Annotated in this window: 9 protein-coding genes; 8 read left to right on the top strand and 1 reads right to left on the bottom strand. The window is 66.2% G+C overall.

What is annotated here, in order from left to right; genetic code table 11:
• Positions 1-86: 86 nt before the first annotated feature.
• Positions 87-4358, top strand: a complete 4272-nt coding sequence (gene hrpA, locus ACDK93_RS15480) for an ATP-dependent RNA helicase HrpA (RefSeq protein WP_458069805.1) — start codon at positions 87-89, stop codon at positions 4356-4358.
• Between the two features lie 4 nt (positions 4359-4362).
• On the opposite strand, the gene ACDK93_RS15475 is transcribed toward hrpA, so the two are convergent.
• Positions 4363-4848: a hypothetical protein gene (locus ACDK93_RS15475; RefSeq protein WP_458069804.1), complete on the bottom strand. Its 486-nt coding sequence runs from the start codon at positions 4846-4848 to the stop codon at positions 4363-4365.
• Positions 4849-5046: 198 nt separating this feature from the next.
• On the opposite strand from ACDK93_RS15475, the gene ACDK93_RS15470 reads away from it, so the two are divergent.
• The 7 genes from ACDK93_RS15470 (at position 5047) to ACDK93_RS15440 (ending at position 16894) form a co-directional block, all read left to right on the top strand.
• Positions 5047-7170: a RelA/SpoT family protein gene (locus ACDK93_RS15470; RefSeq protein WP_458069803.1), complete on the top strand. Its 2124-nt coding sequence runs from the start codon at positions 5047-5049 to the stop codon at positions 7168-7170.
• A gap of 135 nt (positions 7171-7305) precedes the next feature.
• Entirely contained in the window at positions 7306-9042 is a 1737-nt protein-coding gene (locus tag ACDK93_RS15465; protein ID WP_458069801.1) for a tetratricopeptide repeat protein, read from the top strand.
• 39 nt (positions 9043-9081) lie between these two features.
• Positions 9082-9924 carry an SDR family oxidoreductase gene (locus tag ACDK93_RS15460; protein WP_458069800.1) on the top strand — a complete coding sequence of 281 codons (843 nt, stop codon included), beginning with the start codon at positions 9082-9084 and terminating at the stop codon, positions 9922-9924.
• A gap of 134 nt (positions 9925-10058) precedes the next feature.
• Complete coding sequence (mrcB, locus tag ACDK93_RS15455) at positions 10059-12416, top strand: penicillin-binding protein 1B (protein WP_458069799.1); 2358 nt, start codon at positions 10059-10061, stop codon at positions 12414-12416.
• 2 nt (positions 12417-12418) lie between these two features.
• Positions 12419-12958 (top strand): tetratricopeptide repeat protein, encoded by a 540-nt coding sequence (locus tag ACDK93_RS15450; protein ID WP_458069797.1) that lies wholly within the window; start codon positions 12419-12421, stop codon positions 12956-12958.
• 58 nt (positions 12959-13016) lie between these two features.
• Complete coding sequence (locus ACDK93_RS15445) at positions 13017-14972, top strand: ATP-dependent DNA helicase (RefSeq protein WP_458069795.1); 1956 nt, start codon at positions 13017-13019, stop codon at positions 14970-14972.
• 384 nt (positions 14973-15356) lie between these two features.
• Positions 15357-16894, top strand: a protein-coding gene (locus ACDK93_RS15440; RefSeq protein WP_458069793.1) for an IS3 family transposase whose coding sequence is annotated in 2 segments (ribosomal slippage) — positions 15357-15816 and positions 15816-16894 — 1539 coding nt in all. Because the reading frame shifts where the segments join, the coding sequence is not laid out codon by codon here.
• Positions 16895-16997 lie beyond the last annotated feature (103 nt).

The following is a 16997-nucleotide window of genomic DNA, read 5'->3' as shown; positions in this document are numbered from 1 at the left end:
GGCGCCCACATTAGCCGCTGCCAGCGCACGAAGGAAATGAATCGTGCCGATGTCGCTGATAGTCACCGGCTATGATGTGCGGCTGTATGAATAATGCCGCCCATTCCGACGCCAACCCCGCCGCCGATAGACGCCTGCGCGACCTGCGCCGGGCGCTCGACGGCGCAAGCAGCCGTGATTTTGGCCGGCTGCTGGGGCGCTGGCGCGGTCTGCAGCGTCGTCCGGATGAAAACAAGCTCGCCTCGCTCGCGGCCGATATCGAAGCGTCCGCGGCAAGGCGCCGCGCCCGCGTGGCGGCCAAGCCGGTCATCACGCTGGACGAGTCGCTGCCAATCACCGCGCGCGCCGACGATATCGTTGAATTGATCCGTAAGCATCAGGTAGTGGTAATCGCCGGCGAGACCGGCTCGGGCAAGACTACGCAGCTGCCCAAGCTGTGTCTGGCGGCCGGCCGCGGGGAAGCCGGCATGATCGGCTGCACCCAGCCGAGGCGGCTGGCCGCCCGATCGGTGGCGCGGCGCGTGGCCGAGGAGCTGAACACGCCGCTCGGCGAGATCGTCGGCTTCCAGGTGCGCTTCAACGACCAGGTGTCCGAGCGCAGCCTGATCAAGTTCATGACCGACGGCATTCTGCTGGCCGAAACGCAGGGCGATCCCTGGCTCAGCCACTACGACACCATCATCATTGACGAGGCGCACGAGCGCAGCCTCAACATCGATTTTCTGCTGGGCTATCTGAAGCGGCTGGCGAAGAAGCGTCCCGAGCTGAAGATCATTGTCACCTCGGCGACCATTGACACGGCCCGTTTCGCTGAACACTTTGAGGATGCGCCGATCGTCTCGGTGGAAGGCCGCGCGTTTCCGGTGGAAGTGCGCTGGCGCTCGCTCGATCAGATCGGGACCGCGTCGGAATCCTCGCGCGGCAGCCGGGACATGCAGCAGGGCAGCGCCGAGCATATCGCCGCGGTACTGGATGAAATCAGCCACGACGATCCGCGCGGCGACGTGCTGGTGTTCCTGCCGGGCGAGCGCGAGATCCGCGACGCGCATTTGCTGCTGTCACGTCGGCAGTATCGAGAAACCGAGATTCTGCCGCTGTACGCGCGGCTGTCGGCGGGTGATCAGGATCGCGTGTTCAAACCCGGCAACAAGCGCCGCGTGGTCCTGGCCACCAACGTAGCCGAAACCTCGCTGACCGTGCCGCGCATCCGCTACGTGATCGACACCGGCACCGCGCGGGTCAAGCGCTACAGCCAGCGCAGCCAGCTCGAACGGCTGCACGTCGAGCCTATCGCCCAGGCGGCGGCCGACCAGCGCAAGGGCCGCTGCGGACGCGTGTCGGCCGGCATCTGCTACCGGCTCTACGACGAGGCCGACTACGCCAGCCGGGCCGAATTTGCCGACCCCGAGCTGCTGCGGTCGTCGCTGGCCAACGTGATTCTGCGCATGCTCGCCCTGCAGCTGGGCGAAGTGGAAGACTTTCCGTTTCTCGATGCGCCCGATCCGCGCGTGGTCACCGACGGGTATCGCCGGCTGGCCGAAATTTCGGCCATCGACGAGTCGCGCAAGCTCACGGCGATCGGCCGCATGCTGGCGAAAATTCCGATCGACGTGCAGCTGGCGCGCATGCTGGTCGAAGGCGAGAAGCTTGGTTCTCTGCGCGACGTGCTGACCATTGTGAGCTTTCTCAGCGTGCAGGATCCGCGCGAGCGCCCGGCCGATGCGCGCCAGCAGGCCGACGCGGCGCATGCGCTGTTTGCCGATCCCAAGTCCGACTTCGTCGGCGTGCTGAATCTGTGGCGCGCCTATCACGACGTGCACGAAGAGCTGACCCAGTCCAAGCTGCGCGACTGGTGCTCGCGCCATTTTCTCAGCTTTATGCGCATGCGCGAGTGGCGCGAGCTGCATCGGCAGCTGCTGCTGGTGATGCAGGAGTTGGGGTGGCGGCAAGATGGTAAGGCGAACGCCGATGACGTTGCCGCGCGCGCGCCGCGACAGGAAGCCGGCCAGTCGCAGGGATCGGGACGCCGCCGACGGGGCCGGCGCGCGCCTGCGGTGGCTGAAAAGCCCGCGGCGAAAGTCTTTCAGGCAATGGCGCATCGTGGTCCAGCCGATGCCGATCAGAACGCCGCCGTGCCGGGTACCAAGCCGGTCGACAAGGGCGAGGCGCTATTCGAATCGGTGCATCGCAGCCTGCTTGCCGGTCTGCCGACACAGGTCGGCCACAAGGACGACAAGGGCGTGTATCGCAGCACGCGCGAAAGAAAGTTTCACGTGTTTCCGGGTTCCTCACTATCGAAAGTGCCGCCCGCCTGGATTTTTTCTGCGCAGATTCTCGATGTCGGCGGTCGCGTGTGGGGCATGATGAATGCGCGCGTCGAGCCGCTGTGGATCGAGCAGCAGGCAGCGCATCTGCTGCGCGCCAGCTGCCGCGACGCGCACTGGTCGAAGAAGCGCGGCTGCGTGGTGGCGTACGAACAGGTCAGCCTGTTCGGGCTGGTGCTGGTCGAGAAGCGGCCGGTGACGTTTCAGCTGCAGGATCCGCCGCTGGCGCACGCGATCTTCCTGCGCGAAGCGCTGACCCGCGGCGATATCGACAGTCGGGCGGACTTCGTGCGCGCCAACCAGCGCGTGCTCGGAGAAGCCCTCGGCGTCGAGGCGAAGCAGCGGCGCGAGGGACTGATCCGTCACGAAGACGATCTCGTCGCTTTCTTTGAAGGCAAAATTCCCGAAGAGATCGCCAGCAGCCGTGCGCTCGACGCGTGGTATCGCAAGGCGCGCCCTGCCGAGCAGGCCGCGCTGCGCTGGTCACTGGATGATGTGATGGTGGGCGGGCTTGGGCTGGATGCCAAGGCCTTTCCGGCGATGCTGGAGATTCCACCGCTGGCCATGGATGGCCGAGTGCCGCGGGCGCAGGATGCGCAGGAGCGGCCGCTGGCCATGGATGGCCGAATGCCGCGGGCGCAAGATGCGCAGGAGCGGCCCCAGCGATACCGCCTCGAATACCGCTTCACGCCCGGCGACGAAGCCGATGGCGTCACGCTTCATCTGCCGCTGGCGATGTTGAACGCGCTGCCGACCGCGCGCTGCGAGTGGCTGGTGCCCGGTCTGCTGGGTGAAAAAGTGGCCGAGCTGATCCGCGGCCTGCCCAAACCGCTGCGGCGCAATTTTGTGCCCGCCCCGGATTTTGCGCGTGCGTTTATCGAAGCCGAGTCGCCGCGTGATGAACCGCTGGCGAAAGCGCTGGCGGCATTTCTCAAGCGGGCGACCGGTGTGGAGATCACTGCGGCCGAATTAGCCGCGGTCGAACTGCCGGCGCATTTCTCGATGCGCTACCGTCTGCACGAAGGCGACGACTCGAAGGGTCGTACCTTGGCGACCAGCCGTGATCTGGTGGCGCTGCGGCGGCAGTGGGAGGGCCAGGCACGCGAGGCGTTTTCGCGCAAGACCGATATCGAGTTCACGCGAGAAGAGGTAGCTGCCTGGGATTTCGAGGAGATACCGGCGCGCGTGCAGTCCGACGGTGGCCTGATGGCTTTTCCGGCGCTGGTGGATCTCGGCGAAACCGTGGCGCTGCGGGTGTTCGAGCGCAGCGACGAAGCCGCGCGAGCGCATCGGCAGGGCGTCATCCGGCTGCTGCGCAATGCGCTGGCCAGCGATGCGAAGCAAGCGAGGCGTCGATTGCCGGTCGGCAATGCGCTGGCGCTGAAATATGCGCCGCTGGCCATGGATGGCCGAGTGCCGCGAGCGCAGGATGCGCAGGAGCGGCCTATGGGAGGTGTCGATGGTCTGCGTGAGGACTTGCTGGAGGGCGGCTTCGATGATCTCTTGGCGCGACACGATCTGGACGTCCGGACGGCCGGCGCCTTCGAGGCGCTGCGCACGCAGTGCGCGCGCGAACTCTTTGCTGCTGGCGTCGAGCGGCTGAAGCTGGCCGAGCCTATCATCGAGGCCCAGGCCGAGCTCAGGCCATGGCTGCGGCCGCCGCTGCTGGGTTTTGCCAAGGCCAGCTACGACGACCTCCACGAGCAGCTCGACAGCCTGCTCAGTCCGGGCTTTCTATGCGAGCTGCCGCTCACGCGGCTGGCGCATTTTCCGCGTTATCTCAAAGCGATGCGCCTGCGCGCCGAACGGCTGCAGCAGGACCCGACCAAGGACCAGCAGCGTCTGCTGCAGGTGCTGCCGTATTGGCGCGAATATCTGAAACATCGCGCCGTTGGGGTCAACGACGCGGACCTTGCCGAACTGCGCTGGCTTATCGAGGAGTGGCGCGTGTCGCTGTTCGCCCAAGAGCTTAAAACCGCCGAGCCGGTATCGGCGAAGCGGTTGGCAAGAGCGCTGGCTACCGTCCCGCAGTGAGCTTTTACCGAACGCGCTTCACATGCGCGTTTTCATAGCATGAAGGCACATACATCATCCAGGTGCCCATCAGGGACGGCTTGATCTGTACAGCCGTATTCTCGCTTGGCTGGCAAGTTTTCGGATCCGGGTCGATCGTTTTCCACACTTGGCCGTTAGCCATAGTGAATTCATGATCCTTGTTCCAGCCATCGAAATGCCCAGTGATTCGAGTATCGATACGTGTGCGCTTCTGATTGCTTGAATAGAACACGGGGGCGCCTGTCTCCGTAACAACTTTCGTCACGACGCGCGTCGTGACCTTGGCATGCGCGCTGAGCCACGCGTCAAGACTCTGCAGCTCCTGCGGCGACAGCTTGTCCAGGCCGGCAGCCTTGAACTCGTCCGCGCTCATGCGCTGCTGCAGACCGTCGGCCTGCTGGGCGTGTGCGGACAGGCAGCACAGGGCGAGGGCTGCCGACAGAAGGGTGTAGCGCAGACGAATCATCATGGTGTGGATCCTTTGATAGCAGGCTGACGTGGGCGTAGCGGCTGGGTCTGAGTCGCCGACCGATGCGCGATTCTGCGCGGTAATTCACCCTCAAGCCAAGCATTGCCTTTCGGCATCCCAGCGCAAGGTCACCCGTGGCCGGCGCAGCGTGTCGGCCAACGGTTAATATGACGGCTCAGCTCAAGGACTTACCGTCTCGTGCCGCCAGCCGTCAAACCTTCCAGCCTGCAGCAGTGGCGCGACCGCGCCGGCAAGCTGCCGCCTGTGATGGTGGCGGCGCTAGACGCCTGTGCGTCACACAAGCTGCCAGAAGCCGAATGCTGCGACGTGCTGGACCTGCTCGACCTGCTGGGTTGCGACGCCCAGACCCAGGCGGCGGCGCTGTGGTTCGAGCTGGCGCGCGTCGCGCCCGAGGTATGGAAAGCGCAAGGCGCCACCCTGCCAGCCGAGATCAAGCGTTTGGTCGAGGGTCAGCAGGCGGCCGAGCAGGTGTGGGCGCTGCACGCCCAGCACGCGCCGGACAAGGCGACGGAAGGTCTGCGTCGACTGCTGCTGGCGATCGTGCGCGATCTGCGCGTGGTGTTCGTCCTGCTGGCGCGGCAGCTGGCGCGGATGCGCGCCGCGGTCGACCTGCCGGGCGAGCAGAGCGCGGCGCTGGCGCGGCTGACCCGCGACATCCATGCGCCGCTGGCGAACCGCCTCGGCATCTGGCAGCTGAAATGGGAGCTGGAGGATCTGGCCTTCCGCTTCCTGCAGCCGGATGTCTACCGGCGCATCGCCAAGCTGCTCGACGAGCGCCGCGGCGACCGCGAAAAGTTTATTCGTGAGGCGCTGACCGAGCTGGGTCAGACGCTGGAGGCGGCCGGCATTCGCGCCGACCTGGCCGGTCGCCCTAAGCACATCTACTCGATCTGGAAAAAGATGCAGCGCAAGTCGCTGGACTTTTCCGACCTGTACGACATCCGCGCGGTACGCATCCTGGTCGACAGCGTGGCCGACTGCTATGCCGCGCTCGGCCTGGTGCACGCGCGCTGGCCGCACTTGCCCGGCGAGTTCGACGACTACATCGCGCGGCCCAAGGCCAACGGCTACCGCTCGCTGCACACCGCCGTGCTCGGACCTTCCGGCAAGACGCTGGAGGTGCAGATCCGCACGCACGAAATGCATCACGCCAACGAGCTGGGCGTGGCTGCGCACTGGCGTTACAAGGAGGGCGGGAGCAGCGACGTCGAGTTCGAGGCGAAGATCGCCTGGATGCGCAAGCTGCTCGAACCGCGCGGCGAAGACGACAGCGCGCTGGCCGCCGATCTGCACAGCGAACTGCTGGAAGACCGCGTCTACCTGCTGACGCCCAAAGGCGAGATTTTCGATCTTGCGCACGGCGCGACGGTGCTGGATTTTGCCTACCTCGTGCATACGGAAGTCGGCCATCGCTGCCGCGGCGCCAAGGTCAACGGCCGCATCGTACCGCTGACATTTCAGCCGCAGAGCGGCGATCGGGTCGAGATACTGACCACCAAACTGGGCGAGCCCAGCCGCGACTGGCTGTCGCCGCATCACGGCTATCTCACCACGGCGCGCGCGAAGGACAAGGTGCGGGCGTGGTTCCGGCGCATCGCGCACGACGCCAACGTGGCCGTGGGCCGCACGATGTTCGAGCGCGAAATGAAGCGGCTGGCGCTGCCCAGCATGGATATCGCCAAGCTGCCGGCGCACTTTCATCTGAAGAATCACGAGGAGCTGCTGGTCGCCTTGGCGCTCGGCGAACTGCTGCCCGGGCAGATCTCGCGCGTACTGCAGGAAGCGGCGCAGCCGCCGGCCGCGCCTGTCGCACCGGCTTACGTCGCGCGCCCGTCGTCGCTGGATCACAGCGCGCTCAGCATCGAGGGCGTTGGCAACCTGCTCACCACGCTGGCGCGCTGCTGCCAGCCGCTGCCGGGCGATGCGGTGCGCGGCTTCGTCACCAAGGGTCGCGGCGTGTCCGTGCATCGCGCCGATTGCGCGAGCTTGGCGCGGCTGATGCGCACCGATCCGGATCGGGTCATCGAGGTGAGCTGGGGCAACGCCGCCAACCAGGCCTACGAGATCGATATCGAAGTGCGCGGCTACGACCGCAAGGGTCTGCAGAAGGACGTGACCGGCATCATCAGCAATACCAGTGCGCACATCATCGCCTCGTCCAGCCGCCTGTTCGCACGCACCGGCGAAGTGGAAATGCGCTACACGCTGCGCGTGCGCGATTTCGAACAGCTCTCGACCCTGCTGAGCAAGCTGACCGTGCTGCCCAACGTGGTCGACGCGCGGCGCCTGGGCACGGCTTAAGCGTGCCGGCATCGCGGCGCGAAGACGTGATCGGGCGGCGTGCCTTGCGCGCAAGCTGAACGCGCGATTTTTCGGGCGGAAGCAGGCCCGTGGCGCGATGCTAAGCTGCCGCCACCCACCTGAAACCCCGGAACCATGAGCGGACGTCGAGACCAGCACGAAGCCGATCCCCCTCGCCGCACCGAGCCCACGCTCGGCGACATCGATCATCTGGATTCGCCCCGCGGCCCGGCCAGCGATGGCCTGCCGCAGGTCAAGGTCGAAGCGCGCGGCCCTCGGCCCGGCCGCCCGACACCCCGTTCGAGTAGACCTTCCGGCGACGGCAAGCGTGGCTGGCTCCTGCCGGTGCTGCTGCTCGTGTTTATCGGCGTGATCGCCACGGCGTGGCTCAACCAGGGCTGGCTGCGCGGCAAGCTGCCCAATACCGAGCTCAACGATGTGCTCAGCCGCGCGCAGCAGGCGCTGCAGGCTGGTCATTTGGACGGCCAGGACGGCACCAGCGCGCGCGAACTTTTCCAATCCGCCATCGCGCTGCAGCCGGACAACGATCGCGCCACCGACGGCCTGCGCCAGGTCGGGCAGGCCGAGCTGGCGCAGGCCGATGCCGCGCTGCAGGCTGGTCATCTCGACCAGGCCGCCCAGCAGGCCGCATCGGCCCGCGATCTGCTGGGCGGCGGCAGCGACGTCGACCGGCTCGATGCGCAGATCGCGCAGGCGCGCGCGACGCAGGGTTCGTCGCAGGTGAAGACTGTCGACCTGGTCGATCAGGCCGAGCAGGCGCTGGCCGACGGCAAGCTTGACGGCCCGCACGGCGCCGGCGCGCTGTACAAGCAGCTGCTGCAGGCCGACCCGAACAACGCGGTGGCCGCGCACGGACTAGATCAGGTCGGTGACGCGCTCGCGGTCCAGGCGCACAAGGCGTTCGACGCCAACGACAGCAGCACCGCCAATGCGCTGGTCGAAGAACTGGCCGCGCTGCAGCCGAACAGCGGCGCGCTGCCGGCGCTGCGCGCGCAGCAGGCGCAAACGCGCAAGCAGGACGACAGCGCACTGGACACCGAACTTAGGCAGGGCGCCGACGCGTTTCGCGCCGGCCGCATCGTGGGCCAGGGCGACGACACCGCGCTGGCACATTACAAGGCGGCGCTAGCCATCGACCCGGACAACGCCGAGGCGCACGCCGGGCTCGGCAAGGTGGCGCAGGCGCTCACCGTGCAGGCCAGCGCGGCGATCGACGCCGGCGATACGGCGCAGGCGACCCAGTTGCTCGATCAGGCCGCCGTGCTGGCGCCGAAATCGGCCGACCTCGCGGCGGCGCGCGCGCGGCTCAAAAGTGGCCCGGCGCCGGGTGCTCCGCCCCAGGCCGGCGATCCGAACAATGCCACTGTGGATGACTCGATTGAACCCTCTGCGCCGGTCGTGCTTTCGCCGCAGCAAAGCGTTGCCGTTGCGGGTCTGATTAAGCGCGCGCAGGTTGCCGCCGCGCGTGGCGACATCATGCTGCCGCCGGGCAACAGCGCTTACGATCTGTACCGCAATGCGCTGGTGATCGACGGCAGCAACGCGGCCGCGCTGCAGGGCTTGCAGGCGCTGCCGGTGATCGTGGAAAAACAGTTCAACCAGGCGTTGTCCAACGGCAATCTGGGGCAGGCCAGCGAGATGTTGGATAATCTGTCCCAACTCGCTCCCGGCGAGGCGTCGCAGAGTGCGTTGGGTGATCGCCTGGCCGGCGCATGGCTGGACCAGGCCGAGCAGCAGTTGCGCGATGGCGACCGCGTCGGCGCGACACAGTCGCTCGACCGGGCGCGCAAGCTGTCGCCCAATCAGCCGCGCGTGCTCGATCTTGCTGCGCGTTTGCAGGGCAGTCCGTGAGCCGCGCATGATGCCGGTTTCACGCCAAAGGAAGTCGCCTTGAGCGTATTGGTTCTTGGGGGAAGCAGCCAGATCGGTCATTTCCTGCTGCCGCGTCTGCTTGAACGCGGCGAGCCCGTTATCGCGCTGAGCCGACATCCGCCGGGCGATACATCGGCGGTGCAATGGCGGCTCGGTCAGCTGCCCGATGCCGTACCTGAGCTACCGCCGCTGTCGGCGATCATCAGCTTTGGACCGCTGCTGGCGCTGGCGCAGTGGCTGGCGGACAACCCGCTGATCGGCGCGCCGCGCGTGATCGCCACCAGCTCGATGAGTGCGGAAACCAAGCGCGATTCCAGCGTGCCCGCCGAGCGGGAAATTTCGCGCCAATTGCGCGACGGTGAGGCCGCTCTCGCTGCCGCGTGCGCGCGTCACGGCTGCAGCTGGACGGTGCTGCGACCCACGCTGATTTACGGCGCCGGCAGGGACAAAAGCCTCACGCCAATGGCGCGCCGAGCGATGCGATGGCGGCTGTTCCCACTACCGTCTGGACGCGGACTGCGCCAGCCGGTGCACGCCGACGATATCGCGCAGGCGGTCATCGCCGCGCTGGACTGCCCGGCCTCGGGCGGGCGCATTCTTTCCATCGGCGGCGGCGAGCGGCTGACCGCGGGCGAGATGTTCGCCCGCGTGCACCGCAGCCTGCCGTGCGCCACGCTGCCGCTGCCACTGCCTTCGTGGCTGCTGCGGCTGGGTCGCCACGGCGTGCCTCGACTGCGCGGTCCGCTGCATCGGCTCGACGCCGATCTGATTGCCGACAACGGCGAACTGCAGCGCCTGCTCGGCATCAATCCGCGACCGTTTCGTCCTGATGCCTCCGTCTGGATGCCGACGCATCGCTGATGCCTGCGGGCGTGAATGTGTAAAACCCCTTCACGCATTGCCCGCAAATTGCCCGCAAAGCGGCTGCCGTGTTCATGGGCGCGCGAGGGTGCAGGCCTTATGATCGGCGCACCTGATTGCCGGATTTTCCCACGTTGGATTTTTTGAATCGTCTTGGCGCGTTCGCGCGCCGCTGCTGGCCCTGGCTGCGCATTCCCGTCTGGGTAGGCCTGGGTCTGCTGTTCGGCTTCGTGCTGCCCTATACGTTGATTCTCAACAAGCGCGTGCAGGATCGCTTCAACGATCTGGTGTTCGCCGTGCCCACGCGTGTCTATGCCCGCCCCCTGGCGCTGTCTGTCGGCACGCCGATGACGCCTGCTGCGCTGGAGCTGGAGCTGACCTTTTCCGGCTACAGTCGCGACGGGGGTCAGGTTGCCGGCAGCTGGACCAGGCAGGGATCGACGTACAGCATCTCCTCGCGCGGTTACGCCGGTCCGGACGGCGGCGAGCTGCCCAAGCGCATCGAGGTGACGTTGGGCAACGGCAGCGTGCAGCAGGTGCGCGACGCCGCCACGAACGATGCGATTCCGGTAGCGCATCTGGACCCTGCGCGCATCGCCACGCTCTACGGCGCCAAGCAGGAGGAGCGCCGATTCGTGCGCCTTGCCGACGTGCCGCCGCTGCTGCTGAGCGGGTTGCAGGCGGTCGAGGATCGCGACTTCAAGCATCATATCGGCATCGACTTCAGTGCGATCGCGCGCGCGATGTTTGCCAATATGCGCGCCGGCCACACGGTGCAGGGCGGCTCCACGCTGACCCAGCAGCTGGTGCGCAACCTGTTTCTCACGCGCGATCAGAATTTCACCCGCAAATTCAACGAAGCGCTGATGTCGCTGCTGCTCGAAGCGCATTACAGCAAGGGCCGCATCCTCGAGGCCTACGTCAACGACGTGTTCCTCGGCCAGCAGGGCGATCAAGCGGTGCACGGTTTTGCCGCGGCGGCGGAGTTCTACTTCGGCCGCCGGCTGGAGGATCTGCGCCCGCAGGAAATCGCCCTGCTGGTGGGCATGGTCAAGGGGCCGAGTTACTACGACCCGCGCCGCGCGCCCGATCGCGCACTGGCGCGGCGCAATCTGGTCATCCAGGAATTCGCCAATACCGGCCTGCTGACGGCGGCGCAGACGAATGCCGCGCAAGCCTCGCCGCTGGGCGTGATCAGCGACGGCCAGCTGCCGCACAACCGCTTTCCGGCATTTATGGAACTGGTGCGCTCGCAGATCACCGCCGACTTCGACGAGCAGTCGCTGCGCGACGGCAACCTGTCGATCTTCACCACGCTCGATCCTACCGCGCAGCTCTATGCGGAGCAGGCGATCACCGCGGCGCTCAAGGGGCTCGGCAAACGCGCGAACGAAGTGCAGGCCGCCGGCGTGGTGACCGACGCGCCGACCGGCAGCGTGCTGGCCGTGGTCGGCAGCCGCACGCCGGGCGAGCAGGGCTTCAATCGTGCCATTGATGCGCGGCGTCCGATCGGTTCGCTGGTCAAGCCCTTCGTCTATCTGGTGGCGCTGACCCAGCCCGCGCGCTGGAATCTGGCCACGCTGCTCGACGACAGCCCCGTCAGCCTGCGCCAGCCCGATGGCAGCTATTGGGAGCCGCATAACGACGACAACCAGAGCCACGGCCAGCTGCCGATGGTCGATGCACTGGCGCATTCGTGGAATCTGGCCACCATCCATCTCGGCCTCGCCGTGGGCCTGCCGCGCATCCAGGCGTTCCTGAAATCGTTCGGGCTGGAGAACGTCAGCCCGAGCCCGTCACTGCTGATCGGTGCGCTCGACCTGGCACCGCTGCAGGTCGCGCAGATGTATCAATACCTCGCCGCCGATGGTCACGCCTTGCCGCTGGTGGCGGTGCGCGGCGTGGTCAACGGCAGCGGCCAGACGATCAAGCGCTATCAGGTGCAGACGGGCCAGGGCGAGTACCAGGACGCGGTTCGCCTGACTACCTGGGCACTGCAGCAGGTCACCCAGTTCGGTACCGCGCATGCGATCGGCGATTCCGACCTTGCGCGCCTCAATGCGGCCGGCAAAACCGGCACCAGCAACGACATGCGCGACAGCTGGTTTGCCGGCTACACCGGCCAGCACCTGGCGGTGTTCTGGATGGGCCGCGACGACAACAAGCCGACCGTGCTGTTCGGCGCCACCGGTGCCCTGCGCGCGTGGCGCGAGCTGTTCGAGAAGCTGCCGACCAAGCCGCTGTCCACGACGCCCGCGCCGGGTCTTGAACTGGCCTGGATCAATCCGGCCGACGGCAAGCCGACGCAGTCGTCGTGCCAGGGCGCGCGTCAGTTCGAGGTAGTAGCGGGCTCGCTGCCTGCGGACACCGAGGGCTGTTTCTGGCAAGGTGTCAAAAGCCTGTTCGGCGTGGGCGATCAGCCTGCCGCCGCGGGAAGCGCGCCGCCGCCACCCAACCCCGATACACCGCCCGATAATACGCTCCGGAATTGATCATGCTGCCTGTCACCAAATCTGCTTCCTTGTTGCTGCTTGTGCTTGCCGTCGCCTCGCTGGGCGCGTGCAGCCTGTTCGAGCCGCAGCCGACCGCACCGGCCAAGCCGGCTTACACGCCGCCGACCTACGATCTGGTCGCCTCGATTCGCGCCGCGGGCGCGCGCGAAAAGTCGGTGATCGACGTCAATCCGCTGCGCGACGCCGGCGTGGCCGATCTGCAGGACGCGGCGAAGGCAGACGAGCAGGCCGGCCACTATGCCGACGCTGCGAGCAAGCTCGATCAGGCGCTCAAGCTCAGCCCGAACTCGCCTGATCTGATGCAGGATCGCGCCGAGATTGCCGTGCGCATGAAGGATTACCCGCTGGCCGAAAAGCTGGCGCACCAGTCCTGGTCGCTCGGCCCCAAGCTCGGGCCGCTGTGCGCGCGCAACTGGCAAACCGTGGTCGAGATTCGCCTGCAGTACAACGATCAGGCCGGCGCCGAGACCGCGCGCAAGTGGGTGCAGCAGTGCCATAAGCCGGGCCAGCCGCGCTATTGATGCCGCGCTTTCGCTGCCGTCGGTTTGCCGCATGGCTGCGGCAGGCGATACTGCATGAATGATTGAACACGACGACAGCGGCGCCCTGCTCGGCGCCGACGGCCCGTTTGCCCGCGAGCTGCCGAACTTTGCGCCGCGTGAGGCGCAGCAGACGATGGCGGTCGCCGTGCAGCAGGCCATTGCCGGTCGCGACACGCTGATCGCCGAAGCCGGCACCGGCACCGGTAAAACCTATGCCTACCTCGTGCCGGCGCTGCTGTCGGGCGAGCGCGTGATCATTTCCACTGGCACCAAGGCCTTGCAGGATCAGCTGTATTTCCGCGATCTGCCAAAGGTGCGCTCGGTGCTGGGCTCGCGTTTGAAAACCGCGCTGCTGAAAGGTCGCGCCAACTATCTCTGCCTGTACCGCCTCGATCAGACCGTGCGCGAAGGCGCCACCTTCGATAGCACGCAGGCGTCGCAGCTGGCGACCATTCGCGCATGGTCGGCGCGCACGCGCCGCGGCGATCGCATGGAGCTGGCCGAGGTGCCGGAGGAGTCGCCGCTGTGGCCGCGAGTCACTTCCACGCCGGAAAACTGCCTCGGGTTGGAGTGCCCGTTCTTCGACGACTGCCATGTGGTGAAGGCGCGGCGCGAAGCACAGGAAGCCGATGTGGTGGTGGTGAATCATCACCTGCTGTTTGCCGATCTCGCGTTGAAACAGGAAGGCTTCGGCGAAATCCTGCCCGGTGCGGCGGCCTTCATTCTCGACGAGGCGCACCAGATTCCCGAGCTCGCCGGCCAGTTCTTTTCGCAGAGCATCAGCGCGCGCCAGCTCACCGAACTGGCGCAGGATGCTCTGGCCGAATGCAGCGGCATCACTGGTGCGATCGGCCTGCTGCTGGAGCCGGTCGAAGCCCTGCAGAACGCCGTGCGCCAGCTGCGCCTGACGATGGATGCGCTGCCGGCACGCGGCGCGTTCCAGCAGCTGGAAGATCAGCCGGGCGTCGAGGTGGCGCTCAACGACTTGCGCGATCTGCTATCCACGCTGGCCGAGCTGCTGGCTTCGCAGGCCGAGCGTTCGCGCGGCTTCGACAACCTGCATGAGCGTGCTTTGCTGCTGGTCGGTCGACTCGACCGCATCGTCGAAAACCACACCGATCGCGACGTGCGCTGGTACGAACATTACCCGCGTGGCTTTGTTTTATACGCCACGCCGCTCGATCTGGCTGCGCCAATGCGCGGCCTGCGCGAGCGCACGCAGGCCGCGTGGATACACACCTCGGCCACGCTGTCGGTGGCCGGAGACTTCGGCCACTTCGCGCGCCAGATCGGTCTGGACGATCCGCAGACGCTGAGCCTGCAAAGCCCCTTCGACTATGCGCGGCAGGCGCTGTGCTATCTGCCGCCGCCGCTGCCGGATCCGAACGCGCGCGACTACACCGACAAGGTCATCGAAGCCGTGCTGCCGGTGCTGCACGCGTCGAACGGCCGCGCGTTTGTGCTGTTCACCTCGCATCGCGCGCTGCGTCGCGCGGCCGAACTGCTGCAGGACAAGTGCCCGTGGCCGCTGTTCGTGCAGGGCACGGCGCCGCGACCGCGCCTGCTGGAAGAATTTCGCGCCAGCGGCCACGGCGTGCTGCTCGGCGCCGCCAGTTTCTGGGAAGGCGTCGACGTCGCCGGCGAGGTGCTCTCGGTCGTGGTGATCGACAAGCTGCCGTTCGCCGCGCCGGACGATCCGGTGCTGATGGCGCGCCTGCAGGCGCTGGAGCAATCCGGCATCAACCCGTTCATGGGTTGGCAGGTACCCAATGCGGTCATTGCACTGAAACAGGGCGCTGGCCGGCTGATACGCGACGTGCACGATCGCGGCGTGCTGGTGCTGTGCGATCCGCGTTTGATCAGCAAAGGATATGGACGTCTGTTTCTGGCCAGCCTGCCGCCGATGCCGCGCACGCGGGAGTTGGCTGATGTGCGGAGTTTCTTTGCCGCAGAGGTGTCTTCGAGGGTCGCTTCTGGTCGTGAGGAAGGCTGATCGACAGTTGTCGTGTTGCTCGGGTGAAGCCGGTTTTGATGCCCGGAGTAAAGAGAAGGCCACCCCACTTGGCGCTTGCCGGGCTGCGCCCGCCAAGTACGTGAGCCGAGGTCTGGCTTTTCGCCAGTGAGTCCATGTACTAGCGAAAAGGAATCGAAACCCATGTCGATTCCCCTTGCGGGCCTGGCGACCTCGCCTCACCGCCGCATAGGGGTTTGGTAGATCAACTGCAAAAGCTATGAAAGCTAAGTATTCCAGGCCAAAGCCCTTAGCTCAGAGCAGTTGCGTCACTTATTTTATTTCTACCGCTCCCCTCCACGTCAGACTAGTTGTCGCCTCGTTTGATTTGATCAATCACACTGGAAGGCGGCAGCGAGCGAGAGCATGAAATGGGTACGTTACACAGCCGAACAGCGGCAATGGGCGATCGAACAGATGGGGCCACCGACGAACCGCCGAATCCGTGCGTTGGCCTTGGCGTCGGGCATTACGGAAGTCACGCTGCGGACGTGGCGAAATGCAGCGCTGATCGAGGGATCGCTGGTGCGTAAGGACAGCGGACAAAGCGAGCGTTGGTCCGGTCCGGAGAAATTTCGGATCGTGGTGGAAAGTGCGCCGATGAATGAGGCAGAGCTCTCCGAGTACTGTCGCCGGATAGGGTTGCTGCCGGAGCAGATCCGGCAATGGCGCGTGGCGTGCGAGCAGGCCAATGCGCCGATGACCACCGCCCAAGGTGTGGTGAAGCCCGATAGCGGCATGGCGCGCGAGCGCATCAGGCAGTTGGAGCGCGAACTGCGCCGCAAGGATGCGGCGTTGGCGGAAACCGCCGCGCTGTTGGTGCTGCGAAAAAAAGCCGAGGCGATCTGGGGCAAGGACGAGGACGCATGACCTCTCCCTCAGATCGCCGCGAGGCGTTGGCTCTTCTCGATGACGCGGTGGCTGCCGGGGCGCGGCTTGCGCCAGCCTGCGCGATGCTGGCGCTGAGCATCCGCACGGTGCAGCGATGGCGGCAGAAGCCCGAAGATGCGCGCCCACAGGCGCATCGGCCCGCACCGGCCCATCAGCTCAGTGACGAAGAACGTCGGCACCTTCTGGCCGTCGCCAACGAACCGGCCCATGCCCAGATGACGCCGCACCAGATCGTGCCGAAACTGGCCGATGAAGGCATCTTCCTGGCCAGTGAGTCGACGTTTTACCGCGTGCTCAAAGCGGCCAGTCAAACCGCGCATCGGGGACGCAGCAAGGCGCCCCAGCGTCGTGCGCCCACCACCCATAGGGCGACCGGCCCCAACCAGGTCTGGTGCTGGGACATCACCTGGATGCCCAGCACCGTCAAGGGCCGCTACTTTTACTGGTACATGGTCAAGGACATCCACAGCCGCCTGCTGGTGGCCAACGAGGTGCACGAGGCCGAGTCATCCGATCATGCCAGTGACTTGATCAGGAAGGCCTGTTTGCGCGAACGCATCGTCGGTCGGCCGCTGGTGCTGCACTCGGACAATGGCTCGGCGATGAAGGGTGCCGTCATGCTCGCCACGCTTCACGAACTTGGCGTCGCCTCGTCGTTCAGTCGTCCGCGGGTGAGCAACGACAACGCCTACGCCGAAGCGCTGTTCCGCACGGCGAAGTACTGCCCGCTCTGGCCCGAACGCCCCTTCGACACGATCGACGAGGCGCGCGTATGGGTCAACCGCTTCGTCGCCTGGTACAACCACGAGCACCGCCACAGCGCACTCAACTACGTCACGCCCAGCCAGCGCCACTGCGGTCATGCAGAACGCCTGTTGGCCGCACGTGCCGAGCTCTATGCGAAGGCACGTCAACGACATCCCGCGCGCTGGGCGCGGCATACGCGCGACTGGACACTCGCCAACGAGGTCTATCTCAACCCAGAACGAACCGAACTGAAGCACGCGGCATAACGCACGACGCGACAACTACCTTGACGCACGCCGGCTCACCCTGAGCGTGGACCCGCGGGCCAAAGTCGAAGGGATGGGGGTGATCAATGGAGTCGCCGTGAAT

Source organism: Rhodanobacter sp. BL-MT-08, from assembly GCF_054161255.1.
The sequence above is the reverse complement of the archived record's forward strand: the minus strand, read 5'-3'. Positions and strand labels throughout refer to the sequence as shown.